The 25,050-nt window shown below is 49.8% G+C and carries 26 protein-coding genes, 2 tRNA genes and 1 riboswitch; of the genes, 19 read left to right on the top strand and 9 right to left on the bottom strand.

From position 1 onward, the window contains the following. Positions 1–3 precede the first annotated feature (3 nt). The 4 genes from RRV97_RS07580 to RRV97_RS07565 all read left to right on the top strand — a co-directional run bounded on the left by RRV97_RS07580 (position 4) and on the right by RRV97_RS07565 (position 3,339). The gene (locus tag RRV97_RS07580) at positions 4–441 is read left to right on the top strand and encodes an ExbD/TolR family protein (RefSeq protein WP_003748410.1); all 438 of its coding nucleotides are present in this window, start codon (positions 4–6) and stop codon (positions 439–441) included. Between the two features lie 132 nt (positions 442–573). Beyond that, positions 574–2,235 carry an electron transfer flavoprotein-ubiquinone oxidoreductase gene (locus RRV97_RS07575; protein ID WP_315611172.1) on the top strand — a complete coding sequence of 554 codons (1,662 nt, stop codon included), beginning with the start codon at positions 574–576 and terminating at the stop codon, positions 2,233–2,235. Between the two features lie 83 nt (positions 2,236–2,318). Beyond that, complete coding sequence (gene folP / locus RRV97_RS07570; protein WP_070615488.1) at positions 2,319–3,170, top strand: dihydropteroate synthase; 852 nt, start codon at positions 2,319–2,321, stop codon at positions 3,168–3,170. Positions 3,171–3,263: 93 nt separating this feature from the next. Beyond that, a tRNA-Ile gene (locus RRV97_RS07565) sits at positions 3,264–3,339 on the top strand. A gap of 599 nt (positions 3,340–3,938) precedes the next feature. Here the strand turns inward: RRV97_RS07565 and RRV97_RS07560 are convergent. Next, positions 3,939–4,397, bottom strand: coding sequence for an RrF2 family transcriptional regulator (locus tag RRV97_RS07560; RefSeq protein WP_049337024.1), 459 nt, complete (start codon positions 4,395–4,397; stop codon positions 3,939–3,941). 146 nt (positions 4,398–4,543) lie between these two features. Here RRV97_RS07560 and RRV97_RS07555 point away from each other — a divergent pair, with 146 nt between their 5' ends. Together RRV97_RS07555 and RRV97_RS07550 are read left to right on the top strand one after the other, a co-directional pair. Continuing rightward, on the top strand, positions 4,544–4,924 hold the full coding sequence (locus tag RRV97_RS07555) for a hemerythrin domain-containing protein (RefSeq protein ID WP_315611171.1): 381 nt from the start codon (positions 4,544–4,546) through the stop codon (positions 4,922–4,924). 87 nt (positions 4,925–5,011) lie between these two features. Continuing rightward, complete coding sequence (locus RRV97_RS07550) at positions 5,012–6,169, top strand: NnrS family protein (RefSeq protein WP_315611170.1); 1,158 nt, start codon at positions 5,012–5,014, stop codon at positions 6,167–6,169. Positions 6,170–6,271: 102 nt separating this feature from the next. Here the strand turns inward: RRV97_RS07550 and RRV97_RS07545 are convergent. The 3 genes from RRV97_RS07545 to ispB form a co-directional block, all read right to left on the bottom strand. Beyond that, positions 6,272–6,346 (bottom strand) — tRNA-Arg (locus tag RRV97_RS07545). Between the two features lie 18 nt (positions 6,347–6,364). Next, positions 6,365–6,811 (bottom strand): DUF441 domain-containing protein, encoded by a 447-nt coding sequence (locus tag RRV97_RS07540; RefSeq protein WP_315611169.1) that lies wholly within the window; start codon positions 6,809–6,811, stop codon positions 6,365–6,367. A gap of 4 nt (positions 6,812–6,815) precedes the next feature. Next, on the bottom strand, positions 6,816–7,790 hold the full coding sequence (ispB, locus tag RRV97_RS07535; protein ID WP_315611168.1) for an octaprenyl diphosphate synthase: 975 nt from the start codon (positions 7,788–7,790) through the stop codon (positions 6,816–6,818). Between the two features lie 263 nt (positions 7,791–8,053). Between ispB and rplU the strand changes: the two genes are divergently transcribed. The 3 genes from rplU to ubiM all read left to right on the top strand — a co-directional run bounded on the left by rplU (position 8,054) and on the right by ubiM (position 10,121). Further along, a complete protein-coding gene (rplU, locus tag RRV97_RS07530; protein ID WP_002216394.1) occupies positions 8,054–8,362 on the top strand; it encodes a 50S ribosomal protein L21 in 309 nt (102 codons plus the stop codon). A 27-nt stretch (positions 8,363–8,389) separates the two neighbouring features. Further along, positions 8,390–8,662 carry a 50S ribosomal protein L27 gene (rpmA, locus tag RRV97_RS07525; protein WP_002212328.1) on the top strand — a complete coding sequence of 91 codons (273 nt, stop codon included), beginning with the start codon at positions 8,390–8,392 and terminating at the stop codon, positions 8,660–8,662. A 274-nt stretch (positions 8,663–8,936) separates the two neighbouring features. Next, positions 8,937–10,121: a 5-demethoxyubiquinol-8 5-hydroxylase UbiM gene (gene ubiM / locus RRV97_RS07520; RefSeq protein ID WP_004518804.1), complete on the top strand. Its 1,185-nt coding sequence runs from the start codon at positions 8,937–8,939 to the stop codon at positions 10,119–10,121. Between the two features lie 68 nt (positions 10,122–10,189). Here the strand turns inward: ubiM and RRV97_RS07515 are convergent, their stop codons facing one another. Continuing rightward, positions 10,190–10,867: a 7-cyano-7-deazaguanine/7-aminomethyl-7-deazaguanine transporter gene (locus RRV97_RS07515; protein ID WP_070814256.1), complete on the bottom strand. Its 678-nt coding sequence runs from the start codon at positions 10,865–10,867 to the stop codon at positions 10,190–10,192. A 100-nt stretch (positions 10,868–10,967) separates the two neighbouring features. Continuing rightward, positions 10,968–11,441 carry a preQ(1) synthase gene (queF, locus tag RRV97_RS07510; protein WP_003748427.1) on the bottom strand — a complete coding sequence of 158 codons (474 nt, stop codon included), beginning with the start codon at positions 11,439–11,441 and terminating at the stop codon, positions 10,968–10,970. Positions 11,442–11,444: 3 nt separating this feature from the next. Next, positions 11,445–11,489, bottom strand: a riboswitch (PreQ1 riboswitch). A 147-nt stretch (positions 11,490–11,636) separates the two neighbouring features. On the opposite strand from queF, the gene rfaQ reads away from it, so the two are divergent. Then, positions 11,637–12,719 (top strand): putative lipopolysaccharide heptosyltransferase III, encoded by a 1,083-nt coding sequence (rfaQ, locus tag RRV97_RS07505; protein WP_315611167.1) that lies wholly within the window; start codon positions 11,637–11,639, stop codon positions 12,717–12,719. Positions 12,720–12,725: 6 nt separating this feature from the next. Here the strand turns inward: rfaQ and RRV97_RS07500 are convergent, their stop codons facing one another. Continuing rightward, a complete protein-coding gene (locus tag RRV97_RS07500; protein WP_315611166.1) occupies positions 12,726–13,706 on the bottom strand; it encodes a hypothetical protein in 981 nt (326 codons plus the stop codon). A gap of 362 nt (positions 13,707–14,068) precedes the next feature. Here RRV97_RS07500 and RRV97_RS07495 point away from each other — a divergent pair, with 362 nt between their 5' ends. Then, positions 14,069–15,364: a M23 family metallopeptidase gene (locus tag RRV97_RS07495; RefSeq protein ID WP_003748435.1), complete on the top strand. Its 1,296-nt coding sequence runs from the start codon at positions 14,069–14,071 to the stop codon at positions 15,362–15,364. Between the two features lie 93 nt (positions 15,365–15,457). After that, the gene (gene pncB / locus RRV97_RS07490) at positions 15,458–16,678 is read left to right on the top strand and encodes a nicotinate phosphoribosyltransferase (RefSeq protein ID WP_315611165.1); all 1,221 of its coding nucleotides are present in this window, start codon (positions 15,458–15,460) and stop codon (positions 16,676–16,678) included. A 39-nt stretch (positions 16,679–16,717) separates the two neighbouring features. Here the strand turns inward: pncB and mtgA are convergent, their stop codons facing one another. Both mtgA and aroE read right to left on the bottom strand, forming a co-directional pair. Further along, a complete protein-coding gene (gene mtgA / locus RRV97_RS07485; RefSeq protein WP_003748438.1) occupies positions 16,718–17,419 on the bottom strand; it encodes a monofunctional biosynthetic peptidoglycan transglycosylase in 702 nt (233 codons plus the stop codon). Between the two features lie 2 nt (positions 17,420–17,421). After that, positions 17,422–18,231: a shikimate dehydrogenase gene (gene aroE, locus RRV97_RS07480; protein ID WP_315611164.1), complete on the bottom strand. Its 810-nt coding sequence runs from the start codon at positions 18,229–18,231 to the stop codon at positions 17,422–17,424. Between the two features lie 175 nt (positions 18,232–18,406). On the opposite strand from aroE, the gene RRV97_RS07475 reads away from it, so the two are divergent. The 7 genes from RRV97_RS07475 to RRV97_RS07445 all read left to right on the top strand — a co-directional run bounded on the left by RRV97_RS07475 (position 18,407) and on the right by RRV97_RS07445 (position 24,906). Beyond that, positions 18,407–18,793 carry a surface-adhesin E family protein gene (locus RRV97_RS07475; protein WP_315611163.1) on the top strand — a complete coding sequence of 129 codons (387 nt, stop codon included), beginning with the start codon at positions 18,407–18,409 and terminating at the stop codon, positions 18,791–18,793. Positions 18,794–19,031: 238 nt separating this feature from the next. Further along, a complete protein-coding gene (gene glnA, locus RRV97_RS07470; protein WP_315611162.1) occupies positions 19,032–20,450 on the top strand; it encodes a type I glutamate--ammonia ligase in 1,419 nt (472 codons plus the stop codon). Between the two features lie 210 nt (positions 20,451–20,660). Next, positions 20,661–21,899 carry a hypothetical protein gene (locus RRV97_RS07465; protein ID WP_315611161.1) on the top strand — a complete coding sequence of 413 codons (1,239 nt, stop codon included), beginning with the start codon at positions 20,661–20,663 and terminating at the stop codon, positions 21,897–21,899. 72 nt (positions 21,900–21,971) lie between these two features. Continuing rightward, complete coding sequence (locus RRV97_RS07460) at positions 21,972–22,622, top strand: site-2 protease family protein (protein ID WP_315611160.1); 651 nt, start codon at positions 21,972–21,974, stop codon at positions 22,620–22,622. 131 nt (positions 22,623–22,753) lie between these two features. Then, positions 22,754–23,758, top strand: a complete 1,005-nt coding sequence (gene dusB / locus RRV97_RS07455; RefSeq protein WP_070836975.1) for a tRNA dihydrouridine synthase DusB — start codon at positions 22,754–22,756, stop codon at positions 23,756–23,758. A 44-nt stretch (positions 23,759–23,802) separates the two neighbouring features. Further along, positions 23,803–24,174: a toxin gene (locus RRV97_RS07450; protein ID WP_315611159.1), complete on the top strand. Its 372-nt coding sequence runs from the start codon at positions 23,803–23,805 to the stop codon at positions 24,172–24,174. A gap of 108 nt (positions 24,175–24,282) precedes the next feature. Beyond that, on the top strand, positions 24,283–24,906 hold the full coding sequence (locus tag RRV97_RS07445; protein WP_315611158.1) for a LysE family translocator: 624 nt from the start codon (positions 24,283–24,285) through the stop codon (positions 24,904–24,906). Positions 24,907–25,050: the final 144 nt, after the last annotated feature.

Here is a 25,050-nt window from a genome sequence, read left to right as displayed (position 1 = left end):
ACCATGGCTTTCGGATCAATGAATTCCGGCGATGATGCGCCGATGTCGGATATCAACGTTACGCCTTTGGTGGACGTGATGCTGGTGTTGCTGATTGTATTTATGATTACCATGCCGGTGCTGACCCACTCGATTCCTTTGGAGTTGCCGACTGCTTCGGAAAAAGCGGCGAAAGAGGATAAGCAGCAGCCTAAAGATCCTTTGCGTTTGAGCATTGATGCCAGTGGTGCTTATGTCGTTGGCGGTGATTCTGATGCCAAAGTGGATTTGGCAACGGTAACTGCCAAGCTGAAAGAAGCCAAAGCGAAAAACGAAGATGTGATTGTGGCGATTGCGGCGGATAAGGCGGTTGAATACGATTACGTCAACCAAGCCCTGCAAGCGGCGCGCGAAGCCGGTATCAGCAAAATCGGTTTTGTAACGGAAACCAAAGCGCAATAATCTTTTGAATACAGTCAAGGCCGTCTGAAATTTGAGTAAAGTTTCAGACGGCCTTTTGTTGTATTTGGTAACTATATGTCTAGGCTGTATAATTAGCGGATTAAATTGAATAATGACAATACAGGAACCACTATGACAGAAACCATCGAACGCGACAGTATGCAATACGATGTCGTGATTGTCGGCGCAGGCCCGTCGGGTTTGTCTGCCGCCATCAAACTCAAGCAGCTTGCCGAAAAGAATGGACGCGAAATCAGCGTTTGCGTGGTGGAGAAGGGTTCGGAGGCCGGTGCGCACTCGCTTGCAGGCGCCATCATCGATCCGATTTCTTTGAATGAGCTGATTCCTGATTGGAAAGAAAAAGGCGCGCCGCTGACGCGTACAGTGACGAAGGACAGGGTTTTGTTCCTGACCGAGAAAAAAGCCTTCAACCTGCCGGTTACCCCGAATTTCGACAACCATGCGAACTACATTGCCAGCTTGGGCGAAGTTGTCCGCTGGCTGGCGGAGCAGGCGGAAAATTTGGGCGTGGAAATCTATCCGGGCTTTGCCGCCGCCGAAGTGCTGTATCACGAAGACGGTTCGGTCAAAGGCATCGCTACCGGTAATATGGGTGTGGGCAAAGACGGCGAACCGACCGATTCATTCCAGCCCGGCATGGAGCTTTGGGCGCAGCAAACCCTGTTTGCCGAGGGCTGCCGCGGTTCGCTTTCCAAGCAAATCATCGAGCGTTTCCAACTCGACCAAAACAGCCAGCCGCAAACTTACGGCTTGGGCATTAAAGAAATTTGGGAAGTGCCGTCTGAAAAACATCAGCCCGGTTTGGTCATGCACAGCGCAGGCTGGCCGCTAGACAGCAAAACCTACGGCGGTTCGTTTATTTATCATTTTGACGAAAACAAAGTCGCTGTCGGTTTTGTAGTCGGTTTAGATTATCAAAACCCTTATCTGTCGCCGTTTGAAGAGTTCCAACGTTTCAAAACCCATCCCGAAATCCGCAAAACCTTTGAAGGCGGACGCCGTATCGCTTATGGCGCGCGTTCGCTGATTGAAGGCGGTTTGCAAAGCCTGCCGAAACTCTCGTTCAAAGGCGGCGTTTTGGTCGGGGATGCCGCAGGTTTCCTGAATATGCCGCGTATCAAAGGCATCCATACGGCCATGAAATCCGCCATGCTCGCCGCAGAAGCAGTGTTCCCCTTGTTGGAAAACCTCGAAGAAGTGGAAAGCTTCGACAGCGGCAAAGAGGCGGCTGATTATCAGCAACGCTTTGAACAAAGCTGGCTGTATCAAGAGCTTTACGCCGCGCGCAATGTCCGTCCGTCATTTAAATGGGGCGTTTACCTCGGCTCGCTTTATACCGGTATCGACCAGATGATTTTCAGAGGCAAAGCCCCGTGGACTTTGAAACATCACGGCAAAGACAACGAGCAGCTCAAAAAAGCAGCCGAATGCAAACCGATTGATTATCCGAAGCCCGACGGCGTGTTGACCTTCGACCGCTTGAGCAGCGTGTTCCTTGCCAACCTTGCGCACGAAGAAAACCAGCCCGACCATTTGGTACTGAAAAATCCGCAGGTCATGATAGACGTAAACTACAAAGAATACGCCTCGCCCGAAACCCGCTATTGTCCGGCCGGCGTGTATGAAATCGTCGAAGAAAACGGCAGTCCGCGCCTGCAAATCAACGCCGCCAACTGCGTGCACTGCAAAACGTGCGACATCAAAGACCCGACGCAAAACATCACTTGGATTTGCCCCGAAGGCGCAAGCGGGCCGAATTACGGCGGAATGTAATTGACTGTTTGAAGTCAAAAACTAAAGGTCGTCTGAAAAATTTCAGACGGCCTCTATCCTATTATTTCATCAATGGAAGCATTATGAATACACGCATTTGGCAGGCAGGCCGATTTGAAATCGCCTTGGACAAACCGAAAATCATGGGCATCGTCAATCTGACCCCCGATTCATTATCCGATGGCGGCACCTATTCGCAAAATGTCTCAATAGCATTGGCACATGCCGAGCAGCTGCTGAAAGACGGCGCGGATATTCTCGATATCGGCGGCGAATCTACCCGTCCGGGTTCGGATGGTGTTTCTCTCGAAGAAGAATGGGCCAGGGTGCAGCAGGTTTTGGCGGAAGTGGCCAAGTGGAATGTTCCCGTCAGCTTGGATACGCGCCACACGGCAATCATGGAAAAAGCCTTGGCGCAAGGCGGCGTCGATATTATCAACGATGTTGCCGCATTGAGTGATGAAGGCGCAGTCGCATTATTGGCGCAACAGCCGACGACAGGCATGTGTCTCATGCACATGCAGGGTTTGCCCAAAACCATGCAGCTTAATCCGCAATATCAAGATGTCGTCGAAGAAGTCGCGCGTTATTTAAAAGCACGCGCGGCAGAATGCGTTCGAGCAGGCATTGCCCCTGAACGCATCACGCTCGACCCCGGCTTCGGTTTCGGCAAAAACCTGCAGCACAACATTACCCTGATACAACATTTGCCTGAGTTGATGGAAGCAACCGGATTTCCACTCCTGATCGGCATATCGCGCAAAAGTATGATTGGCGAGCTGACAGGCGAACAAGATGCCGCCAAACGCGTACACGGCAGCGTCGCAGCCGCTTTGGCCACAGTCGCCCGAGGCGCGCAAATCATCCGTGTTCACGATGTCAAAGCAACATCGGACGCTTTGAAAGTTTGGGAAGCATTGGGCATATCGGCATAATGCCCGAATAGAAAACCGACAGGCCGTCTGAAACATTTGCCCGGCATCTTGAACAAGCAACAAGTTATGCTATAATCCGCTTCTACTCTTGACGGGTCTGTAGCTCAGGGGTTAGAGCAGGGGACTCATAATCCCTTGGTCGTGGGTTCGAAACCCACCGGACCCACCAAATATTAAAAATGCCCGAGGCTTTTGGCTTCGGGCATTTTTGTATTCATTGGTTTGCGAAAGATTGGAATATAATGTCGATAATAGCAATTCGGTTATGTCGTCTAATATGTTTTTTAGGAAAAATTCTTTTTAAAAAAGAAGGAGTAGTTTGGTGGAGTTATTGCCTTATTTTCTGTTTTTTTTAGTATTTGTGTATTTTATTGTAATTATAATTAATCTAGTAATGCTATATAAAATATCAAAATTAGAAGGGATGAATGCGGGTTTTTTTGAATATCTGTTTATTGCTAGAAGAATGCAATTTAATTTTTTCAAGGTGCTGTTTGGAATGCAAAAAATCTCCAATAAATTTTATTTGAAAGTATTAAGAATAAATTTTACGGTTGCTATGATTATTCTTATTTTAGGTTTTTTTATTGTCTTATATTCGACATATTTAGTATAAAAATTAACCTATCGAATGAAAGTCAGCTATTTAAGCTGTAGAGTGTTTTATAAAAAAATGCCGTCTGAAAATCTCCATTTCAGACGGCATTTTTTATTATTTCAGTAATACCATTTCAGTATGGCTGGATTGTTTTCAGATGGCCTGAAGATTTAGTCGGCCGTTCCGCGTATTTCGTTGATCGGGATGCGCGGTGTATAAAGTATGTCGTAAGTCGGCTTGTCCAGCAGATCTTGCAGTGAGTATTGATCTAAGTGACTGAAAAAAGCTTTGATGGCGCCGGTGATGATACCGGTCAGTCGGCAGGAAGGGGTGATGAGGCATTCATTGTTGTCGCCCATGCATTCGACGACCTGCATCGGCTCAAGATGGCGTACAACTGCACCGATATTGATGTTTTCAGGATTGTCTGCCAAGCGCAAACCGCCGCCTTTTCCGCGTACGCTGACCAGAAAACCGCCTTTGACTAATGAGGTAACCACTTTCATCAAATGGCTTTTGGAAATATTGTAAGTCTCGGCAATGGTGCCGATATTGACGAGGGTGTCGTCGTTGATGGCGGTATAAACCAATACGCGCAATCCGTAATCGGTATGTTGGGTCAGATACATGGCTGGCTCTTTAGATATTTTTATTATATGTCAAAAGGGTAGTGTTTGGTAAGGGGTTGTTTGACTTTATGTGGGATTGGGTTTCATAATATCTGAAACATTTAAATTAATCCAGTTTGACAAACTGTTGCCATTATAACGAACTTATGAAGCCCTTGAAACGCCACCCTGCCTTAATAGAACTTTCCCGCGAGCATCATGGCTCGTTGTCGTTGTGCGTCCGTCTCCTGCGTACGCCCGAGCAAAGCCATCAAGCGGAGCTGGATCCTCATTTTGTGGAGCTTGAGCCACATTTTTTGGAGGAGGAAACTATGTTTGCGCCGTATTGGGATAAGGTTGATCCGGCGTTGAGGCAGCGTTTTGAAGGCGATCATGCCAAGCTGCGTGCGATGATGGCTCATCCTGAATATATGAATGAATCATGGAATAAGGATTTTGCGCTAACTTTGCGCGATCATGCGCGTTTTGAGGAACGCGAGCTTTTTCCTGCGATTGAACCTTTTTTGCCTTTGCCTGAGAATGTGTAATAGGGAAGGGAATTGATGGCCGTCTGAAAAAGTTTCAGACGGCCTCTGTTGCTGTTTTATGATGATATAAAAATTGAAGGAACCACCATGAACGATTTGTTCAAACATCCTGTATGGGCAATGGCCTTCCGCCCGTTTTACTCGTTGGCGGCTTTGTATGGCGCATTGTCTATATTGCTTTGGGGCTTCGGCTATCAGGGTACGCCTGAATTGCCGGGTTTTTATTGGCATGCCCATGAAATGATTTGGGGCTACGCCGGATTGGTCGTCATTGCATTCTTGCTGACGGCCGTGGCAACTTGGACTGGCCAGCCGCCCACACGCGGTAAGGCGTTGGCAGGTTTGACTGCATTTTGGCTGCTTGCGCGTTTGTGTGCGTTTATTCCCGGCTGGGGTGCGACGGCAAGCGGTATATTTGGTACGATCTTTTTCTGGTATGGCGCGGTATGCATGGCTTTGCCGGTAATCCGTTCTCAAAACAAGCGCAACTATGTTGCCGTATTTGCTATTTTTGTTTTGGGCGGTACCCATTTCGCGTTCCATATGAAAATGCAGCCGTTTGATGCCATCGCGCTGATGACCGGTCTGCAATCCGGTTTGATTATGGTGGCCGGTTTTATCGGTTTGATCGGTATGCGGATTATCTCGTTCTTTACGTCTAAACGTTTGAATGTGCCGCAAATTCCCAGCCCTCAATGGGTAGCGCACGCATCGCTTTGGTTGCCTATGCTGACTGCTATGATGATGGCGCATAACATATTGCCGGGATTGGCTGCTTTGTTCTCTTTTGCTGCCGGTGTGATTTTTACCGTGCAGGTGTACCGCTGGTGGTATAAAGCCGTACTGAAAGAGCCTATGCTTTGGATTTTGTTTGCCGGCTATCTGTTTACAGGCTTGGGCTTGATTGCTGTCGGTCTTTCTTATTGGATTTCAAGTTTCCTGAATTTGGGCGTACACCTTATCGGCGTTGGCGGTATCGGCGTGCTGACTTTGGGAATGATGGCGCGAACTGCGCTTGGCCATACCGGCAACTCTATTTATCCGCCGCCTAAAGTGGTTCCTGTCGCCTTTTGGCTGATGATAGCCGCAACGGTTATCCGTGTTTTGGCTACCTTTGTGAGCGGTACGGCATACACGCACAGTATCCGTTGCTCCGCCGCTTTGTTTGCCGTGTCACTGCTGTTGTACGCATGGAAATATATTCCTTGGCTGATCCGTCCGCGTTCGGATGGTCGTCCGGGTTAACGGTTTGGCAAAATGAAAAGGCCGTCTGAAAAGTTTCAGACGGCCTTTATTTATTGATAACAAAAAAGCCTTTCAAAGTATGAAAGGCTTTTATTGAAATTATGGCCTCGCCAACAGGAATCGAACCTGTATTTTACGCTTAGGAGGCATACGTTCTATCCGTTGAACTATGGCGAGGCGGTAAAGGAGGGGATTTTAAACCTTTCCGGCAAAAAAAGACAATAAGCCGGCGGCAATCAAAGGGCCGACCGGAATGCCGCCGACAAAGGCAACGCCGATGACCGTGCCGATTAATAATCCGGTTACCAAAACAGGCTGCTCGCTCATCAATGGAACGCCGCGTCCGGCAAGCCAGGCAACCAAAATGCCTATAAGGACGGCGGCAATCATTTTGAAATTGATAAACTCGGAGACCGGCGGAATCTGTATTTTGCCTGAAACCAACGGACTCAATACGCCGATGGTCAGCATAATAATGCCCACTTGCAAGCCGTGTTTTTCCACGAAGGGAAGATATTGCGACAAGGCCGTTTGCTGCATGAGCAGCAATACTGCTGCCGAAATCGTAATCGAGTTGTTGTTGCTGACGACGCCCAAAAAAATCAGCGTAACCAGAAACAAAGGGACAAAGCTGAAATTCATCGGATTAAGATACTCGGGCCAAAGATTCTTTTGCCAGTTGGATCATGGCTTCTTTGACTTCGCTGTCCGGCAACACGTTCAATGAAGCGATGGCTTTGTCGACGGCTTTTTTCGCTTCGGAAATCGAATACGGCAAAGCGTCGGAATTGACGACATAGTCGTGGATTTTTTCAAAATAGCTGCGGTCGGCATTTTCCAAAGCGTGGCGCACATCGTTGGCGGCCTGCTCGGAGCCGTTTCGCATCAGGTAAATCAATGGCAGGGTGGGTTTGCCTTCTGCCAGATCGTCGCCGACGTTTTTGCCGATTTCTTCGGTTTCGCCTGAATAGTCCAATACATCGTCAATGATTTGGAAAGCCGTACCGACGTACATGCCGTAGTCTTTCAAGGCTTGCTCGTGTTCGGGGGTAGCCTTGCCCAGAATTGCGCCGACTTGTGCGGCCGCTTCAAACAATTTTGCTGTTTTGTATTGGATAACTTGGACGTATTGCTCTTCGGTAATATCCGTATTGCCGATGTTCATCAGCTGCATGACTTCGCCTTCGGCGATGATGTTGGTCGCATCGGCCATCACTTCCAAGATACGCATGCTGCCCGAACCGACCATCAGTTGGAAGGCGCGTGTATAGAGGAAGTCGCCGACCAAAACGGCCGCCGCGTTGCCGAAGAGGTTGTTTGCGGTTTTACGGCCGCGGCGCAATTCACTTTCGTCAACGACATCGTCGTGCAGGAGGGTGGAGGTGTGGATGAATTCCACCATCGCCGCCAGCGAATACAGCTTTTCATCGTCATGCCCGACTGCTTTGCCTGCCAAAATGGTAATAATCGGACGCAGTCGCTTACCGCCCGCGCTGATGATGTATGTGCCGATTTGCGAAATCAGCGCGACATCGGATTGAACAGCTTGGTTGATGACCGCGTTCACTTTGGCAAGGTCATCGGGCAGGTGGCGTTGGAAGTAAGGCAGGTTTTCGAGCATAAAACATTCTCTGTTAATAAAACGGAGCGGAGGCTCCCATGAATTTGTTTAAACCCGTACATTCGGTCGGGGTAATAATGTTGCATAAAGATATCAGCAATCCAGCGCGTGATTATATCAGTTAAAAAGCATGCAACATATCTTTCAGACGGCCTTTTCAGTTGTAAATAAAATAAATTTTGACAAAACAGGCAAATAGAAATAGAATAGCTCGTTTCGCACATGGTGTGCGGAATGTTAACCTAATTCTCATGGAGTTGAGTATGTACGCGGTCGTAAAAACCGGCGGTAAACAATACAAAGTTTCCGTTGGCGAAAAATTGAAAGTAGAACAGATACCAGCCGAACTCGACAGCCAAATCGAACTGACTGAAGTTTTGATGATTGCTGACGGCGAATCTGTAAAAGTAGGCGCACCTTTTATCGAAGGCGCAAAAGTAACAGCTAAAGTCGTTGCTCATGGTCGTGGCGAGAAAGTACGCATTTTCAAAATGCGTCGTCGCAAACACTACCAAAAACGCCAAGGCCATCGCCAAAATTTCACCCAAATCGAAATCGTGGCAATCGCCTAATTTCAAGTAAGTTCAGGAGTATTACAAATGGCAAGTAAAAAAGCAGGCGGTAGCACCCGCAACGGTCGCGATTCAGAAGCCAAACGCTTGGGCGTTAAAGCCTACGGCAACGAGCTGATTCCGGCAGGCTCCATCATCGTTCGTCAACGCGGTACTAAATTCCACGCAGGTGACAACGTAGGCATGGGCAAAGACCACACTTTGTTTGCTAAAGTCGACGGTTACGTTGAATTCAAAACCAAAGGCGCGCTGAACCGTAAAACCGTCAGCATCCGTCCTTACACCGGTTCTGAAGAATAATCGTTTTACGATTGAAAGCCGCATTCCCTTTTCGGAATGCGGTTTTTGTTTATTTGACTGTTTGTCCGTTTGATAAAATCCGTATGTCGTGAAGCTTGATTTATATTAAGGCCAAAGTAAAAACGCGCTTACAAATGATAACATTTATTTTATTCTATCAATGCTTTCTATATAATCTATCAAATGCCTTTGATTTACCCTCATGTAGCTAAACACAGTAAACTTAAGGCCGTCTGAAAAAATCCGTATCAGTTGAATACAAGGAATTCCTCCCATGAGCTTACACAGTGATATTCTCGTCGTCGGCGCAGGCCCTGCCGGATTAAGTTTTGCCGCAGAGTTGGCCGGAAGCGGGTTGAACATAACCCTGATTGAAAGAAGTCCTTTAGAAGTGTTGCAAAATCCGCCGTATGACGGCCGTGAAATCGCACTGACGCACTTGTCGCGCGAAATCATGCAGCGATTGGGTATGTGGGATTTGATTCCGAAAGACGAAATTTATCCTTTGCGTGATGCCAAAGTGTTGAACGGTCATTCCGATTACCAGCTCCACTTCCCGCAACCGACTGAGGCGCGCGGCGAGCCTGCTGATTGCTTGGGTTATTTGATTTCCAATCACAACATCCGTAAAGCCGCTTATGAAGTCGTGTCCAAATTGGACAATGTCAAAATCTTGACCGGCACCAATGTTAAAGAAGTTAAAACTTCCGACAATGAGGCGCAAGTTATTTTGGAAAGCGGCGAAGTATTGACCGGCCGTCTGTTGTTGGCCGCCGATAGCCGTTTCTCGCAAACGCGCCGTCAATTGGGCATTTCTTCCGATATGCACGATTACAGCCGCACCATGTTTGTGTGCCGCATGAAACATACTCTGTCCAACCTGCATACCGCATATGAATGCTTCCACTACGGCCGCACCATTGCGTTGCTGCCTTTGGAAGAGCATTTGACCAATACGGTGATTACGGTGGACAGCGATAAAGCCGAAACGATTAAAAACATGTCGCCGGAAGAATTGGCAGCCAGCGTGAAAGAGCAACTCAAAGGCCGTTTGGGTGATATGGAATTGGTCAGCACCATTCACAATTATCCTTTGGTCGGCATGATTGCCCAACGTTTCTACGGCAAACGCAGCGCGTTGATCGGCGATGCCGCGGTCGGTATGCATCCGGTTACTGCGCACGGCTTTAACTTGGGTCTGGCAAGTGCCGATCTTTTGGCTAAATTGGTTCTCGAAGCCGAGCAACGCGGTCAGGATATTGGTGCGAAGAGCCTGCTGGAAAAATACAGCACCAAGCATATGCTCCACGCCCATCCGATTTACCACGGCACCAATATGCTGCTGAAACTCTTTACCAATGAAACTGCTCCGGCGAAACTGCTGCGCGGTTTGGTATTGCGTGCAAGCAATAACTTCCCGCCGCTGAAAAAACTGATTACCAAGCAATTGACCGGTTAATCATTTGAAAACATAAAAGGCCGTCTGAACGATTAAAGTTTCAGACGGCCTTGTTTTTTATCTATTGCTTATTCGGCTAAAACCGATTCGGGCATTTCTTGACGGACGTTTAAGGAAGTCAGTTTTTTGGTCAAGATGCTCAATACGATGCCGTAGGCAGGCAGGAAGAAGAGGGTGCAGATGGCGAGTTTGAACAGATAATCGACAAATGCGATGCCCTGCCAATTTGCCGCCATAAATTCATCGTTGCTCGCGTAAAAGGCGACGGCAAAAAACACCAGCGTGTCCAAAGCGTTGCCGACGACGGTGGAAGCAGTAGGGGCAGCCCACCATGATTTCAGACGGCGTAATCTGTTGAACACGAAAATATCGAGGATTTGCCCGAGCGCATAGGCGGAAAAGCTGGCCAATGCGATGCGGCCGACGAAGGTGTTAAATTCGGCCAAAGATGCCCAGCCTGTCCAGTTGCCGTCATGAAAGAGGACGGAGAAGACGTAAGAGAGCAGCAGGGCGGGGAACATCACCCAAAAAATAATCCGTCTTGCCAACGGCGCACCGAAAATGCGCACGGTCAGGTCGGTGGCGAGGAAGATAAAGGGGAAGGAAAATGCGCCCCAGGTGGTAAAAATACCGAAAATCTGAAAGGGGAACTGCACCAGATAGTTGCTGGCGGCAATAATAAAAATATGGAAAAGCACCAGCCAGAAGAGCGCTTTCTTCTGCTGTGCGGCGGTAAATTCGTACATGGAAATCTTTCGGAAGTTTTTCAGACGGCATGAAGCCTTGCGAGACTGTGCAATAAATAAAGTCTTGCAATGAAAAAGGTGTTAGGCCGTCTGAACGGGATTATTGTGCGTCGTGCTCAAACAGGCGTTTGCGTGCCAAAGCTTCAAACTCCGTACCTGCTTTGCCGTAGTTGGCAAACGGATGAATGGCGATGCCGCCGCGCGGTGTGAATTCGCCGAATACTTCGATGTATTTCGGATCCATCAGGGCGATGAGGTCTTTCATGATGATGTTGACGCAGTCTTCATGGAAGTCGCCGTGGTTGCGGAAGCTGAAGAGATAGAGTTTCAGTGATTTGCTTTCCACCATTTTGATATGGGGGATGTAGCGGATGTAGATGGTGGCAAAGTCGGGCTGGCCGGTCATCGGGCAGAGGCTGGTGAACTCGGGGCAGACGAATTTGACGAAATAGTCGTTGTCTGGGTGTTTGTTGTCGAACGCTTCCAAAATTTCAGGCGCGTATTCGCTCGGGTATTGGGTTTTCTGGTTGCCCAAAAGGGAGATGCCTTGCAGCTCTTCGTTGTTGCGGGACATGAGGTTTCCTTAGTTTTTTAATGTGGGAGGTTTTCGAACCACGGGGTGCGGATTGTAATATAAATTGCATGGCTTGTGCGGATTTTATAACGATGAATCAGCAGGATAGCTTTCAGACGGCCTGTTTTGTATTTTATGAAACCTGTTTTCCGCTTTACAATAGCAGCCAATCAACAGGCCGTCTGAAAGTTTCGTATGTCTTTATCCCAACCCAAACGCATCCTGATCATCAAATTGCGCCATCATGGCGATGTGCTTTTAAGCACGCCGGTGGTCGATGCGCTGAAAACCCGTTTCCCCGATTGCGAAATCGATATGCTGGTGTATGCCGGTACGGAGCAGCTGATTGCCGATAATCCGCAGATTGCGCAGATTTTTACTATTGATCGAAATTGGAAGAAACTGGGTGTATTCAAGCAGTTGAAGTGTGAGAAAAACCTTTTTTCAAAGCTGAAGGCACGCGATTACGACTGGGCTTTCAATCTGTCCGACCAATGGCGCGCGGCAATAATCGCCAAACTGTGCGCCCGTTGCAGCGTGGGTTTGGACTGCATCAAGCGTGACGGTTTCTGGTGGCGTTTCTGTCATGATTTTATCAACCATGAGCTGGATCCCAGCCATCATATCGTTGAAAACCAGTTGAATATCCTCGCGCCGCTTATCCAGCCGGAAGACGTGGCCGATGCGAAAGTACGCCTTTGGGTGGCGCAAGATGCAAGGGAAAGCATGCGGCAGAAATTGCGTGAGCAGGGTTGGAACGGCGAAGATTATGTATTGATGCACCCGGGTGCGCGTTGGCATTTCAAATGTTGGGAAGACGGCAAAAACGCCGCTATCGTACAGCTTCTGCTCAACAGCGGGCAGAATGTCGTATTGACCGCTTCCCCCGACAATGTCGAGCAATACATGCTTCAGGAAATTATAGGCCGTCTGAATATTCCTGAAGGCGGAAAAATTTGGGTGTTGTCCGGATGCTTGAGCCTGCGTGAATTGGCGGCGGCCATTGAGGGCGCCAAACTGTTTATCGGTGTCGATTCCGCACCGATGCACATCGCCGCTGCTTTGGATAAACCGCAAATCGCTTTGTTTGGCGCGTCATGGGTGGATAAATGGCGTCCGTATTCCGAGCAGGCCGAAGTTATTTATGCCGGCGATTATGCCGAGTTGCCCAACCCCGACAGCATCGATACCAACGATCCGACCCGTTTGTTGAAAGCGATTCCGTTGCAGGATGTGTGGGATAAAATTTCGGCCAAATTGGAGGCGTTGGAGGTTTAAAACCGCTTACCACGATCCGTTAAACGTTTTAGCTTTGCGCCAAAATGCCCATTTGGAACGGCGGCCGATTTCCAGCGTGCCGCCGTTTTCGCCGTCTGTGGCAATGCACACGGCTTTCAGACGGCCTGAAGCGAGAGCGTCCCATAAAGGCGCAAACCAACGGGTTTCCCAGCTTTCCAAAATATCTTTGTATGCCCAAACATCGCCTGTCTGTAAGGTGGAAACCAAGTCGTCCAAAAAGATAAGGCCGTCTGAAACCGTGTTGCCTGTTTCTTGAACCATCTCAAACCAAGCCTTCAAATCATACGGCGCATCGAGTTTGGGCGTATCCGAAAAACGCGCCCATGCGCTGTCTGAAGCGACAATATCCGCAGACTGTGTACCGTCCGCATCATTCCACAGCCACAAACCGTTGATTTCCGGTAATCCTTGTTGTTCACGCGCTTGGTTAATCGGATGCGTGTGGAGAAACATTTGGATTTCCGTCTGCATGGCCAACCAAGATACCGCATCTTCGCCGTGCGCCTGACCGTCCATTTCCGGCTGCCCGCATACATCCAAAACACATTCCGCCCCCCAATCTTCTATCGTCGGCATACTGAGCAGCCACATGCTTTCGCAAAGCGGCTCGAATTGCCAATCTTTATCTTGATAAAACGCCGACAAATCCGCACATAACCGTTGCGCCTCTTCTTTTTGGATGCCGATAAACTCGCCGCTGATAATGTTGACATGGTGCATGCCCATCTGTTGCCAAACCGGAGAGGCAAAAGCGGCCGCGCGTTTTTGGCTTGTGTGGCGTAAACGTTGCACTTGGGCAATGAGGCTGCCGCCCCACAAATGGCGTCCGTAAAATTCAGACGGCCTGAGTGTTTCTTTGCGTAATGTGCCATAACGCAAAAGACGGTTAAAAGCAGGTAAGGCAAGTTCAGGGACGGATTCGTCGGCAAAGCGGTTGAGCGAGGGGAGGGCGAGGGTCAGCTTCATAAGCGCAAATAGATAGGAAAACCGTTATTTTACGCGACAAATGATGCGTTTCGGAACCTTGCCCTCACGTACTCAAAAAGAGCCGTTCAGACGGCCGGTTTGGAAAAAACGGGCTGTCATGCTAAAATGCGTGGCGTAAATTTCAGAAAAACAGGGTGTAAATCAACGCAATAGCCCTGATAATAACGTCAATCTCAAACACGACCTCATTCATTCCGAATGAAAACCTGATTTTCAGATCGGAAAAAAGACTCAAAGTCCTTTATCCCCAAAACTGTTTAAACCAGCAGGCGGTCGCGGCAGGCCGGATGTGCCGGCATTCTGCAAACCTCAAAAACAGACCGCCCCATTAAGGATAACGCGTGATTAAAAACAAATATTCCACTCGATTCAAAGCAACCCTCTTAGCGTTTCTGCTGCCGGCTTCAGGCATCATGACCGCATACGCCATTACCGACCCTCAACCAGCACAGACCGATTTCAAAGTCGAGCGTATTTCCGAAGAGCTGCCTGCCGTTTATGTGGAAACCAATACCTACCAATCCAGCTATTGGGCGCAAGAAGCCGTCCAAGCCGGCGATTCTTTGGCAGACGTTTTGACGCGTATGGGTGTCAACCAAGAAGACATCAAGCAAATCATGGCGAAAAACAATGCCAACCTCGACATGAAAAACCTGCGGACCAACCAATCCGTCAACATCCGCATCGATTCTTCAGGCCAAGTGACCGACGTTCAATTCTTTACCGATGAAGAATTGGAACGCAATTTGGTGGCTTTGGAAAAAGTCAAAGGCAAATGGCGCATCTCCAATGCCGAAATCGACATGAAAACCATGCCGACCCTGCGCTCCGTGCAAATCCGCACTTCCGCCATCGGCGATATGCTCCGTGCCGAAATCCCTTCCGAAGTGTATATCCAGCTCAAAGAAATCTTTGCCGACTCGTTCAATATGAGCGATTTGAAAGAAGGCGATACCGTACGCCTTTTGTACAACAGCATGTATTTCCGCGGCCAACAAATGGCGGTCGGCGATATTTTGGCGGCTGAAGTGGTTAAAGACGGCAAAACTTATCAAGCCTATTATTACAGCCAAGGCAAAGGCGACGAAGAAAGCGGCAGCTACTACGACCAAAACGGTAAGTCCCTGCAACAAAAAGAAGGCTTTAATACCGAGCCTGTTGCATACACACGCATTTCTTCTCCGTTCGGCTACCGTGTCCACCCGGTTCTGCATACCGTCCGTATGCACACCGGTATCGACTATGCCGCGCCGACCGGTACGCCGATTAAGGCCGCTGCCGACGGCGAAGTGATTTTCAAAGGTTGGAAAGGCGGCTACGGTAATACCGTGATGATTCGCCATGCCAACGGCGTGGAAACCCTGTACGGCCACATGAGCGCGTTCAGCCCTGCCGACGGCAGAGTCCGTGCCGGCGAAGTGATTGGTTTTGTGGGTACAACCGGCCGTTCTACCGGTCCGCACCTGCACTACGAAGCACGCGTCAACGGCCAGCCGGTCAACCCGACTACCGTCGCCCTGCCGACGCCGAAATTGACCCCGACCAATATGGCCGCGTTCCGCAAACAGCAAAAAGATGCCAGCACGATGTTGTCTACCATCCGCTCTTTGCCGGTTTCCGTAGCGCAGCTGGATTAAATAAGATAAAGGCCGTCTGAATAAGGTTTCTTTCAGACGGCCTTTTCCATTAAAATCGATACCTCAACGCCCACGTTTACTCAGAGAAAGCTTATGTCTGCTCATCAGCCCATTATCCAATCCCTGCTTGATACCGACCTGTACAAATTCACCATGCTGCAAGTCGTGTTGCATCAATTCCCGCAAACCCACAGCCTCTACGAATTCCGCTGCCGCAACAAAGAGATGGTATATCCGCTGGCCGATATTCAAGAAGAATTGGAACGCGAACTCGACGCCCTGTGCCAGCTGCGCTTTACGCATGACGAACTCGACTACTTGCGCAGTCTGCGTTTCATCAAAAGCGATTTTGTCGATTATCTCGAACTTTTCCAACTCCAACGCCGCTTCGTCAAAGTCAGTCCCGACGATCAGGGCCGTCTGAATATCCGCATCGAAGGCCCGATGATACAGGCGATGTTCTTCGAGATTTTCATTCTTGCCATCGTCAACGAACTCTACTTCCGCCGCTTGGAAACGCCAGCCGTCATCGAAGAAGGCGAGCGCCGTTTGCAGGCCAAAGCGCAACAGCTGAAAGAAATCGCAGCCACTCAGAATCCGAATGATCCGCCGTTCCTGATTTCTGATTTCGGTACGCGCCGCCGCTACACCCTCGCATGGCAGGAACACGTTATCCGCACCTTATTAGGAGCTGCACCCGATATCGTGCGCGGTACCAGCAACGTTTATCTGGCCAAAAAACTCGGCATCACACCCATCGGCACCATGGCGCACGAGTTCCTCCAAGCCTTCCAAGCCTTGGACGTACGTTTGCGCAATTTCCAAAAAGCCGCGCTGGAAAGCTGGGTACACGAATACCGCGGCGACCTCGGTATCGCCCTGACCGACGTGGTCGGCATGGATGCCTTCTTGCGCGATTTCGACCTTTACTTCGCCAAACTCTTCGACGGCCTGCGCCACGACAGCGGCGATCCTTATGTTTGGGGTGACAAAGCCTACGAGCATTACAAAAAACTCAAAATCGACAGCCGCACCAAAATGCTGACTTTTTCAGACGGCCTTGATATTGAGCGTTCATGGGCGTTGCACCAATACTTCAAAGACCGTTTCAAAACCAGTTTCGGTATCGGTACCAACCTGACCAACGATTTGGGACACACGCCTTTGAACATTGTCTTGAAGCTCGTCGAGTGCAACGGCCAATCCGTTGCCAAGCTCTCCGACTCCCCGGGCAAAACCATGACCACTAACAACACCTTCCTCGCTTACCTGCGCCAAGTGTTTGACGTACCGGAGCCGGAAGAGAAAGCCTAAAAATAAAGGCCGTCTGAAATGTTCAGACGGCCTTTTGAATTAATCCATATCGCTTTCGGGCAATTCTGCCGAACCCATGCGGCGCAGGATGATATTGGTTTTGTTGTGCATCCGTTTGCTCTTAGGGTGGTCTGCGTAAAACAGCGGAGCCGGAACGCGCGCCGTGAGTTTGGCGGCTTGTTGGCGGGTGAGGGCGGAGGCAGGTTTCTTGTAGAAATACTGGGACGCCGCTTCCGCGCCGAATACGCCGTAGTGCCATTCGATTGAGTTTAAATACAGCTCAAAAATGCGGTCTTTGTCGGTAACCGCTTCCATCATCGCCGTAATCGCCGCTTCTTCGCCTTTGCGGATGTAGCTGCGGCTTTCGTTGAGAAACAGGTTTTTCGCCAGCTGCTGACTGATGGTCGAACCGCCGGCTTTGACTTCGCCGCTTTGCTTGTTGCGTTTCATGGCGTATTTGATGCCGTTCCAGTCAAAGCCGCTGTGTTCGGCAAAATTGGCGTCTTCGGAAGCAATTAGGGCTTTTTTGAGGTTGACGGAGATTTGGTCGTAAGGCACCCAGCGGTAATCAAGTTCGACATCGCGGCCTTCGCTTGCAAACTGGCTCATGCGCATGGACATGAAGGCGGTTTTGCTGGGCGCGACGGCGCGGTAGGTAATGATGTTGCCGTACACATAAGCGTTGAAGAAAATGAAGATGCCGATGGGCAGGGCAATCAGCCATTTGATGATGCGGAACATGGTTACAGGGCTTTCATGTATTCGATAACAGGGCGGATATCGGGCGTAAATCCGCGCCAAATATGGTAGGAGGCGGCAGCCTGACCGACCAGCATGCCCAGGCCGTCTGAAACTTCGGCCGCACCGTTGCTTTGGGCAAAGTTCAAAAACGCCTGCGCCGCGTCGCCGTAAACCATATCGTAGGCAAGGCGGCAGCCGCGGAAAATTTCAGGATTGACGGCAGGAAGCTGTCCGCTCAAGCCGCCGGACGTGCCGTTGATGATGATATCAAAACCGCCGTTCAAATCCGCCATCGGGACGGCTTCAATACCGAAAAGCTGCGCCAATTCCTCGGCTTTGGCATGAGTACGGTTGGCAATAACGATACGGGCAGGGCGGTGTTCTTTCAAAACCGGAATCACGCCGCGCACCGCGCCGCCTGCACCCAAAAGCAAAATGGTTTTGCCTTTGATGGCAATGTTTTTGACCTGCGTGATGTCGTTGGCCAAGCCGATACCATCGGTGTTGTCGCCGCGTATCCTGCCGTCTTCCAACCACACCAGCGTATTGACCGCGCCTGCAGCCAAGGCGCGGTCGGAATGTTCGTCCGCCAGTGCAAAGGCTTCCTGCTTGAACGGGACAGTTACATTCGCACCTTGCCCGCCCTCGGCGCGAAACGCCGCAACAGCCTCGGCAAAACCGCCGATTTCGGCACAAATGCGCTCATATTCGATGGCCGCGCCTTCTTGCAGCGCAAATTGCTGATGGATTTGCGGCGATTTACTGTGTGTAACGGGATTGCCGAAAACGGCGTAACGGGGGAGGGTAGTCATGGTCGTGTTCCAAAAGACGGGAAGGCTATTTTATAACGGCGGCGTACAGATGGAAACGATGCCGTCTGAAACGGTTGTCAGATAGCATGATGGAATATTTATTTCTTGAAAAAAAGTCGTTTTTTTTTTGTTACAATTTAACTTTATTTTGTTGACAAGGACGAAAGGGGCGGACATGAAAAAAGTGTTGTGCTTGGCAGTATTTGCATTAGGGTTGGCAACGCCGGCGGTGGCGGCGGATTGGGTGTTGGTAAGTATTGACAGTGACAATAATACCACGTTTGGTGATGCAGACAGCCGTACGGACAATAGAGCATGGTTTGAAACAAGGTACGCCAAGCCGAAAAAGATTGGCGATGGAAAATTTTTTAATAGAATTAAAGGGTTGGTAGAAATGGATTGCCGTGGTAAACGTAGTAGGACTTTGACGGCAACGGCGTATTCCAAATCGGGAAACTCTATCGGCTCTGATACACCATCCTATGCTAAATGGGATTATGTTATTCCCGGTACGGCTGGAGAGAATGAGTACAAATTTGTCTGCAACCACGATCCTCGTTGACCATTTTCAAATCAAACAACAGATGCCGTCTGAACTGCTTTCAGACGGCATCTGTTTTGTCGGCATTCGGATAAAAGGGCGGGCATTCCGCTTTTGAACAGACAAATCGAAGCATATTGTTGACAATCTTGCCGTCTGAAACTATATTTCAGTGCGTAAAAACGGGCGCCCTGATGTATTTCAGACGGCCTTACCGTGATAGAATAACAAATTATACCCAATCCCTCAGGAGCTGAAGATGTCCATCAAAGACGCTGTAAAACTGATTGAAGAAAGCGAAGCCCGCTTCGTAGATTTGCGCTTTACCGATACCAAAGGCAAGCAGCACCACTTTACCGTGCCTGCCCGCATCGTCCTCGACGATCCCGAAGAATGGTTTGAAAACGGTCAGGCGTTTGACGGTTCGTCCATCGGCGGCTGGAAAGGCATTCAGGCTTCCGATATGCAGCTGCGTCCCGATGCATCTACAGCCTTCGTCGATCCTTTCTACGACGATACCACCGTTGTCTTTACCTGCGACGTCATCGATCCGGCCGACGGCCAAGGCTACGACCGCGACCCGCGCTCCATCGCCCGCCGCGCCGAAGCCTATTTGAAATCTTCCGGCATCGGCGACACCGCCTACTTCGGCCCTGAGCCTGAATTCTTCGTTTTCGACGGCGTAGAATTTGAAACCGACATGCACAAAACCCGTTACGAAATCACGTCCGAAAGCGGCGCATGGTCAAGCGGCCTGCATTTGGACGGTCAAAACACCGGCCACCGCCCAGCCGTCAAAGGCGGTTACGCCCCCGTCGCCCCGATTGACTGCGGTCAAGACCTGCGTTCTGCCATGGTGAACGTTTTGGAAGAACTCGGCATCGAAGTGGAAGTGCATCACAGTGAAGTCGGTACCGGCAGCCAAATGGAAATCGGCACCCGTTTTGCTACTTTGGTCAAACGCGCCGACCAAACCCAAGACATGAAATACGTCATCCAAAATGTTGCCCACAACTTCGGCAAAACCGCCACCTTCATGCCCAAACCCATCATGGGCGACAACGGCAGCGGCATGCACGTCCACCAATCCATTTGGAAAGACGGTCAAAACCTGTTTGCAGGCGACGGCTATGCCGGCTTGAGCGACACCGCGCTCTACTACATCGGCGGCATCATCAAACACGCCAAAGCCCTGAACGCGATTACCAATCCGTCCACCAACTCCTACAAACGCCTCGTGCCGCACTTTGAAGCGCCGACCAAACTGGCCTACTCCGCCAAAAACCGTTCCGCTTCCATCCGCATTCCGTCTGTGAATAGCAGCAAGGCACGCCGCATTGAAGCGCGTTTCCCTGACCCGACCGCCAACCCATACTTGGCATTTGCCGCTTTATTAATGGCCGGTTTGGACGGTATTCAAAACAAAATCCATCCGGGCGACCCTGCCGATAAAAACCTCTACGACCTGCCTCCGGAAGAAGATGCATTGGTGCCAACCGTTTGCGCCTCTTTGGAAGAAGCACTGGCCGCCCTCAAAGCCGACCACGAATTCCTCCTGCGCGGCGGCGTGTTCAGCAAAGACTGGATCGACAGCTACATCGCCTTTAAAGAGGAAGATGTCCGCCGCATCCGCATGGCGCCGCATCCGCTGGAATTTGAAATGTATTACAGCCTGTAAAACAGCTGAAACATTTTAAATAGGAAATTAAAGGCCGTCTGAAACTGGATTTGAAGTTTCAGGCGGCCTTTAGATTTGAATTGGCTAGGGTATTCTGATTTGCCATAATAGCGAGAAGCAATGAATCATGCTGTTTGAAAGCCTTTATGGAATCAGTTCCTTGTGTTAAATTGTGCTAATAAAATCATTTCGTCAAAAAGGTTGGGCAGAATGAAGAAGATAATTGGTTTGGCCATTGCTGCGGCATTTGGTTTGAGCGCGTGCAGTAATTTGGATCACAAAACCGCGCACGAGGTCATGTCGATTTCCAATGACCGTATTTTAAAAGAAGACCACAGCTTTAACATCACAGGCAGCTCCAGGGTATATATCAGTCCATTGGCTGAAGCTGTATTGGCAGATGAAAAGGTAGAAGAGAAAGCAAAAACAGAGGATGCCAAAGTGAAAGCGGAGGATGCGGCAGCCTCTATGGAAGCTACTCAAGAAGACGACGCTGCTTTGAAGCAGGAGTTTTCTGAACGAGAAGAGGCCGAGTTCCGCAATGCAATGCTTAATGCCTTGCCGGACGGCAGTATCGCACAAGTTGCCGTCGATTATCTGGATAAATATCCTGCCATATCCAGTTACATGGAAGGGGTTCATCTGAATTATGAGGTAGCTGTTGACCTATCAACGCGTCAGTTTGAGATGATTCCTGAATTGGCCATCAACAACCACAATGAAAAACTTAGTATCAAACTTCCTATGAAACTGGATGCGGCAAAATGGGAAGTCTATGTTGATCCGCCTGCCAGCGTGTCTGCCATTGTTAATGCGTACACCGATGAGAAAATCGGCAAACGTTTAATCAAAGAACCTTTAAAATTGAGTTTGAAAGAAATCGGTGATTCGAAAGGCGTGCCTTTTGATCATATTGCAGAGGCAGGGGTGCGTGCTTTTTTGAGTGCTAATAAGGCTATGCCTGCTGATGCACATGTATTTAAAGAAATGGATGCCTTTGGTAAGGCAAACCATGCACGCTATCGTGTACGTCATGTCATGAAACCAGAGTATGATTCAGTCGTAATGAAGGCAGTGGCTAAGGCTTTTGATGAAGAATTGTCGAAATTACAGAAAACGCCCCAACCAGGGTCAACAGAAGAAGATTATAAAAATGCGCGGGAATTTTTCAGTATGTTTGTCAGCATAAGTGATAACCGGCCACTTAGCTTCCAGCGTATAGTCGGTAACAATCCTGTTGTCGACTATTATCTTGACCGCAAAGGCCGTATGTTGGCTTCCCGCATGTATATACAAATTAACGGTACGCATAAGGCCATCAATATTATCGGCGACAACGTGTACAGCAATTACGGCAAACCGGTCTTCAAATTTAATCCTCAAGGTAAAGGCATTACTTGGAAAGAGCTGAAAGAGTCTTTCAGTTCGAATAAAAAAGAAGACGATTAAAGCCTCAGGCCGTCTGAAAGGATATTTAAGGATATTTTTTGTTTTCAGACGGCGTGTTTGATAAGGAAAAACATGTTTGCAAATTTTGATTTAGGCGTATTTCTGTTGGCAGTATTGCCCGTGTTGTTGGCCATTACCGTGCGCGAAGTGGCACGCGGTTATACGGCGCGTTATTGGGGTGACCATACCGGCGAGCAGCTTGGGCGTTTGACGCTCAATCCGCTGCCGCACATCGATCCTGTCGGTACGATTGTCGTGCCGCTGGTGTGTCTGATGATAGGCAGTTTCCTGTTCGGCTGGGCGCGCCCCATGCCCATCGATTCGCGCAATTTCCGCGATCCGCGCCGTGCGTGGCGTTGGGTGTCGGTTTCAGGCCCGATTGCCAATCTGATTTTGGCGTTCTTTTGGGGTTTTGTGGTCGTACTTGCCGCGTATGTGCCTGAATCGTATCAAGCACCGTTGGCGCAGATGGCCGGTTACGGCGTGATGGTGAACTCGATTTGGGTCGCATTCAGCCTGATTCCGATTTTGCCTTGGGACGGCGGTATTTTTATCGATACCTTCCTCAATGCCAAGCAGTCCATGCAGTTCCGTAAAATCGAGCCATACGGCACATGGATTATCCTGATCCTGTTGTTTACCGGCCTGCTGGCCAAACTGATTTGGCCGATTATCGAAATGATTCAGACCGCAGTGCAGATGGTTGTCATGTTGTTTATTTAAATGTTTTGGCTGAAAAGGCCGTCTGAAACCCAGTTTCAGACGGCCTTTTTCATTGTGCAACATGTAAATACGATTGGAAAAGTTGCTTAAAAATTGTACAATTTCAGCCCCTTCAATTCGGCGCACACATCATGCACATCGGCGGCTATTTCATTGACAACCCCATCGCACTCGCCCCCATGGCAGGCATTACGGACAAACCGTTCCGCCGGATTTGCCGCGAGTTTGGCGCAGGGTGGGCAGTGTGCGAAATGCTGACCAGCGACCCGACGCTTAGAAATACCAAAAAGACTCTGCGCCGCAGCGATTTTGAAGGCGAGGGCGGAGTGGTGGCCGTCCAGATTGCCGGCAGCGATCCGCAGCAGATGGCGGAAGCCGCGCGGTATAACGTCGGCTTAGGCGCGCAGGTGATTGACATCAACATGGGCTGCCCGGCCAAAAAAGTCTGCAATGTGCAGGCAGGCAGCGCATTGATGCAAAACGAGCCTTTGGTTGCCGAAATCTTGGCAGCCGTTGTCAACGCGGTGGACGTACCCGTTACCCTTAAAACCCGTTTGGGCTGGCACGACGAACATCAAAACTTGCCGACCATCGCCAAAATTGCCGAAGAATCAGGCATTGCAGCCCTTGCCATCCACGGCCGCACACGCACGCAGATGTACAAAGGCGAAGCGCGTTACGAACTGATTGCCGAAACCAAAGGCCGTCTGAACATCCCCGTTTGGGTCAACGGCGATATTACTTCGCCGCAAAAAGCCGCCGCCGTCCTCAAACAAACCGCTGCCGACGGCATCATGATAGGGCGCGGCGCACAAGGCAGGCCGTGGCTCTTCCGCGATTTGAAACATTACGCCGAACACGGCGTTTTGCCGCCGGCCTTGAGCTTGGCAGAATGCAACGCCACCATTTTGAACCACATCCGCGCCATGCATGAATTTTATGGCGAAGTCGCCGGCGTGCGCATCGCCCGCAAACACATTGGCTGGTACATCGACGAAATGCCCGACGGCGAGCAAACACGCCGGGACATCAACCGCTTGGACAGCGCCGCGGCACAATACGATACCCTTGCCGCCTATCTTGAGGCGCTTTCGGAGAAAACCGACCGCTGGGTATGCCACTATCGGGAAGGCTAAAGAGTTTCGAATTTCAGACGGCCTTTTTCTTTTTGAAAGTAAATATGAAATTGACGCCACGTCTCAAACGCTTCGGCATAGCCGCGCTGTTGCTGACAGGATTCAGCATTTACGCTTATGACTACAATCTGATAGCCTGTAAATTAATGAATCGCTATTGGAATGAAGACAAAGGCAGGTGCATGAATCCCGATTGCCGTCAACATGATGCTTGCGTGATGAGTGCATTTGAGAGTAAAGCAACATGCGAAACCATCCGCCCCGGTGACAGTTTAGACAAGGCTTGGTATGTACTGGGCGAACCTTGGTATGAGGAAAACGGGCGTTTCTTTTGGGATGATAAATATGGAGATCATGTAGCGGAAATCGAATCGGACGGAGAAAAGGTTGGCAAGATTACCTGCTTGGGGGAGTAGGTTGCGTGGACTGTAATCCGGCATGGAGAAGGCTTGATGGTTAATCTTCATTCTTAAAGGCTGATGCGCCTTTCTACAGCTACTCTCTTTAATACAAAAGGCTTCAGTATGACTTTTTGGCATGGCTTTTGGATTATCACCGGCGTGCATTTTTTGGCGTGCATGTCGCCCGGCCCCGATTTTGTACTCGTTTCGCAGCAGGCGTTGAGCAGGGGGCGGGCTGCCGGAATGTTGACCGCGCTGGGCATTGCGTTGGGATTCGGTATCCACATTATTTATTCCGTACTCGGCTTGGTCACGCTGGTGGCTCAGTCCGCCCCGCTGCTGACCGCAGTCAAAATCGTCGGCGGCCTGTATCTGCTGTATATCGGCTATAAAGGTTTACGCGCGAAAGCTGCGGGCGGGACGGTCGAAATCCGTAAGGACCATTTGGCGGACGAACCGACATGGAAAACGATATGGCGCGGGGTGTTGTGCAATGTGTTGAACCCGAAGGCGGTCGTGTATATGCTGTCGCTGTTTACCGTCGTATTGTCGCCGGAGACGCCGATGTGGCAGATGGGGGTTTACGGCGTATGGATGGCGCTGATGCTGTTCGTTTGGCTCGGCCTTGTCGCGCTGATGTTGTCTGCCCCTGCCGTGAGCAAACGTTTTCAGCGTTTCGGCCATTGGATAGACCGATTTTGCGGCGGAGCGTTAGCTTTGCTGGGGATTAAGGTTATCAGCGGGTAGAGTATTGCGGAAAACCTTATGTTTCAGTCGATTAAACGTCTATTTTCTACAAAGCATCAAGCTGATTCCATGTTTCCGCGCAATCGTTTCGAATATGTGGATTGGGACAGTAAATTACAGAAATCCATTTCAAAATAAGCTATT

The sequence above is a fragment of the Neisseria sp. DTU_2021_1001991_1_SI_NGA_ILE_055 genome (assembly GCF_032342915.1).
In the GTDB taxonomy this organism is placed as follows: domain Bacteria; phylum Pseudomonadota; class Gammaproteobacteria; order Burkholderiales; family Neisseriaceae; genus Neisseria.
This window is presented reverse-complemented; position numbering and strand designations above follow the sequence as displayed.

What these genes read in the sequence shown, in the direction of transcription:
- RRV97_RS07580 (WP_003748410.1), top strand. Translation starts at nt 4, where the DNA reads ATGGCTTTCGGATCAATGAATTCCGGCGATGATGCGCCGATGTCGGAT.
- RRV97_RS07575 (WP_315611172.1), top strand. Translation starts at nt 574, where the DNA reads ATGACAGAAACCATCGAACGCGACAGTATGCAATACGATGTCGTGATT.
- folP (WP_070615488.1), top strand. Translation starts at nt 2,319, where the DNA reads ATGAATACACGCATTTGGCAGGCAGGCCGATTTGAAATCGCCTTGGAC.
- RRV97_RS07560 (WP_049337024.1), bottom strand. Translation starts at nt 4,397, where the DNA reads ATGTATCTGACCCAACATACCGATTACGGATTGCGCGTATTGGTTTAT.
- RRV97_RS07555 (WP_315611171.1), top strand. Translation starts at nt 4,544, where the DNA reads ATGAAGCCCTTGAAACGCCACCCTGCCTTAATAGAACTTTCCCGCGAG.
- RRV97_RS07550 (WP_315611170.1), top strand. Translation starts at nt 5,012, where the DNA reads ATGAACGATTTGTTCAAACATCCTGTATGGGCAATGGCCTTCCGCCCG.
- RRV97_RS07540 (WP_315611169.1), bottom strand. Translation starts at nt 6,811, where the DNA reads ATGAATTTCAGCTTTGTCCCTTTGTTTCTGGTTACGCTGATTTTTTTG.
- ispB (WP_315611168.1), bottom strand. Translation starts at nt 7,790, where the DNA reads ATGCTCGAAAACCTGCCTTACTTCCAACGCCACCTGCCCGATGACCTT.
- rplU (WP_002216394.1), top strand. Translation starts at nt 8,054, where the DNA reads ATGTACGCGGTCGTAAAAACCGGCGGTAAACAATACAAAGTTTCCGTT.
- rpmA (WP_002212328.1), top strand. Translation starts at nt 8,390, where the DNA reads ATGGCAAGTAAAAAAGCAGGCGGTAGCACCCGCAACGGTCGCGATTCA.
- ubiM (WP_004518804.1), top strand. Translation starts at nt 8,937, where the DNA reads ATGAGCTTACACAGTGATATTCTCGTCGTCGGCGCAGGCCCTGCCGGA.
- RRV97_RS07515 (WP_070814256.1), bottom strand. Translation starts at nt 10,867, where the DNA reads ATGTACGAATTTACCGCCGCACAGCAGAAGAAAGCGCTCTTCTGGCTG.
- queF (WP_003748427.1), bottom strand. Translation starts at nt 11,441, where the DNA reads ATGTCCCGCAACAACGAAGAGCTGCAAGGCATCTCCCTTTTGGGCAAC.
- rfaQ (WP_315611167.1), top strand. Translation starts at nt 11,637, where the DNA reads ATGTCTTTATCCCAACCCAAACGCATCCTGATCATCAAATTGCGCCAT.
- RRV97_RS07500 (WP_315611166.1), bottom strand. Translation starts at nt 13,706, where the DNA reads ATGAAGCTGACCCTCGCCCTCCCCTCGCTCAACCGCTTTGCCGACGAA.
- pncB (WP_315611165.1), top strand. Translation starts at nt 15,458, where the DNA reads ATGTCTGCTCATCAGCCCATTATCCAATCCCTGCTTGATACCGACCTG.
- mtgA (WP_003748438.1), bottom strand. Translation starts at nt 17,419, where the DNA reads ATGTTCCGCATCATCAAATGGCTGATTGCCCTGCCCATCGGCATCTTC.
- aroE (WP_315611164.1), bottom strand. Translation starts at nt 18,231, where the DNA reads ATGACTACCCTCCCCCGTTACGCCGTTTTCGGCAATCCCGTTACACAC.
- RRV97_RS07475 (WP_315611163.1), top strand. Translation starts at nt 18,407, where the DNA reads ATGAAAAAAGTGTTGTGCTTGGCAGTATTTGCATTAGGGTTGGCAACG.
- glnA (WP_315611162.1), top strand. Translation starts at nt 19,032, where the DNA reads ATGTCCATCAAAGACGCTGTAAAACTGATTGAAGAAAGCGAAGCCCGC.
- RRV97_RS07465 (WP_315611161.1), top strand. Translation starts at nt 20,661, where the DNA reads ATGAAGAAGATAATTGGTTTGGCCATTGCTGCGGCATTTGGTTTGAGC.
- RRV97_RS07460 (WP_315611160.1), top strand. Translation starts at nt 21,972, where the DNA reads ATGTTTGCAAATTTTGATTTAGGCGTATTTCTGTTGGCAGTATTGCCC.
- dusB (WP_070836975.1), top strand. Translation starts at nt 22,754, where the DNA reads ATGCACATCGGCGGCTATTTCATTGACAACCCCATCGCACTCGCCCCC.
- RRV97_RS07450 (WP_315611159.1), top strand. Translation starts at nt 23,803, where the DNA reads ATGAAATTGACGCCACGTCTCAAACGCTTCGGCATAGCCGCGCTGTTG.
- RRV97_RS07445 (WP_315611158.1), top strand. Translation starts at nt 24,283, where the DNA reads ATGACTTTTTGGCATGGCTTTTGGATTATCACCGGCGTGCATTTTTTG.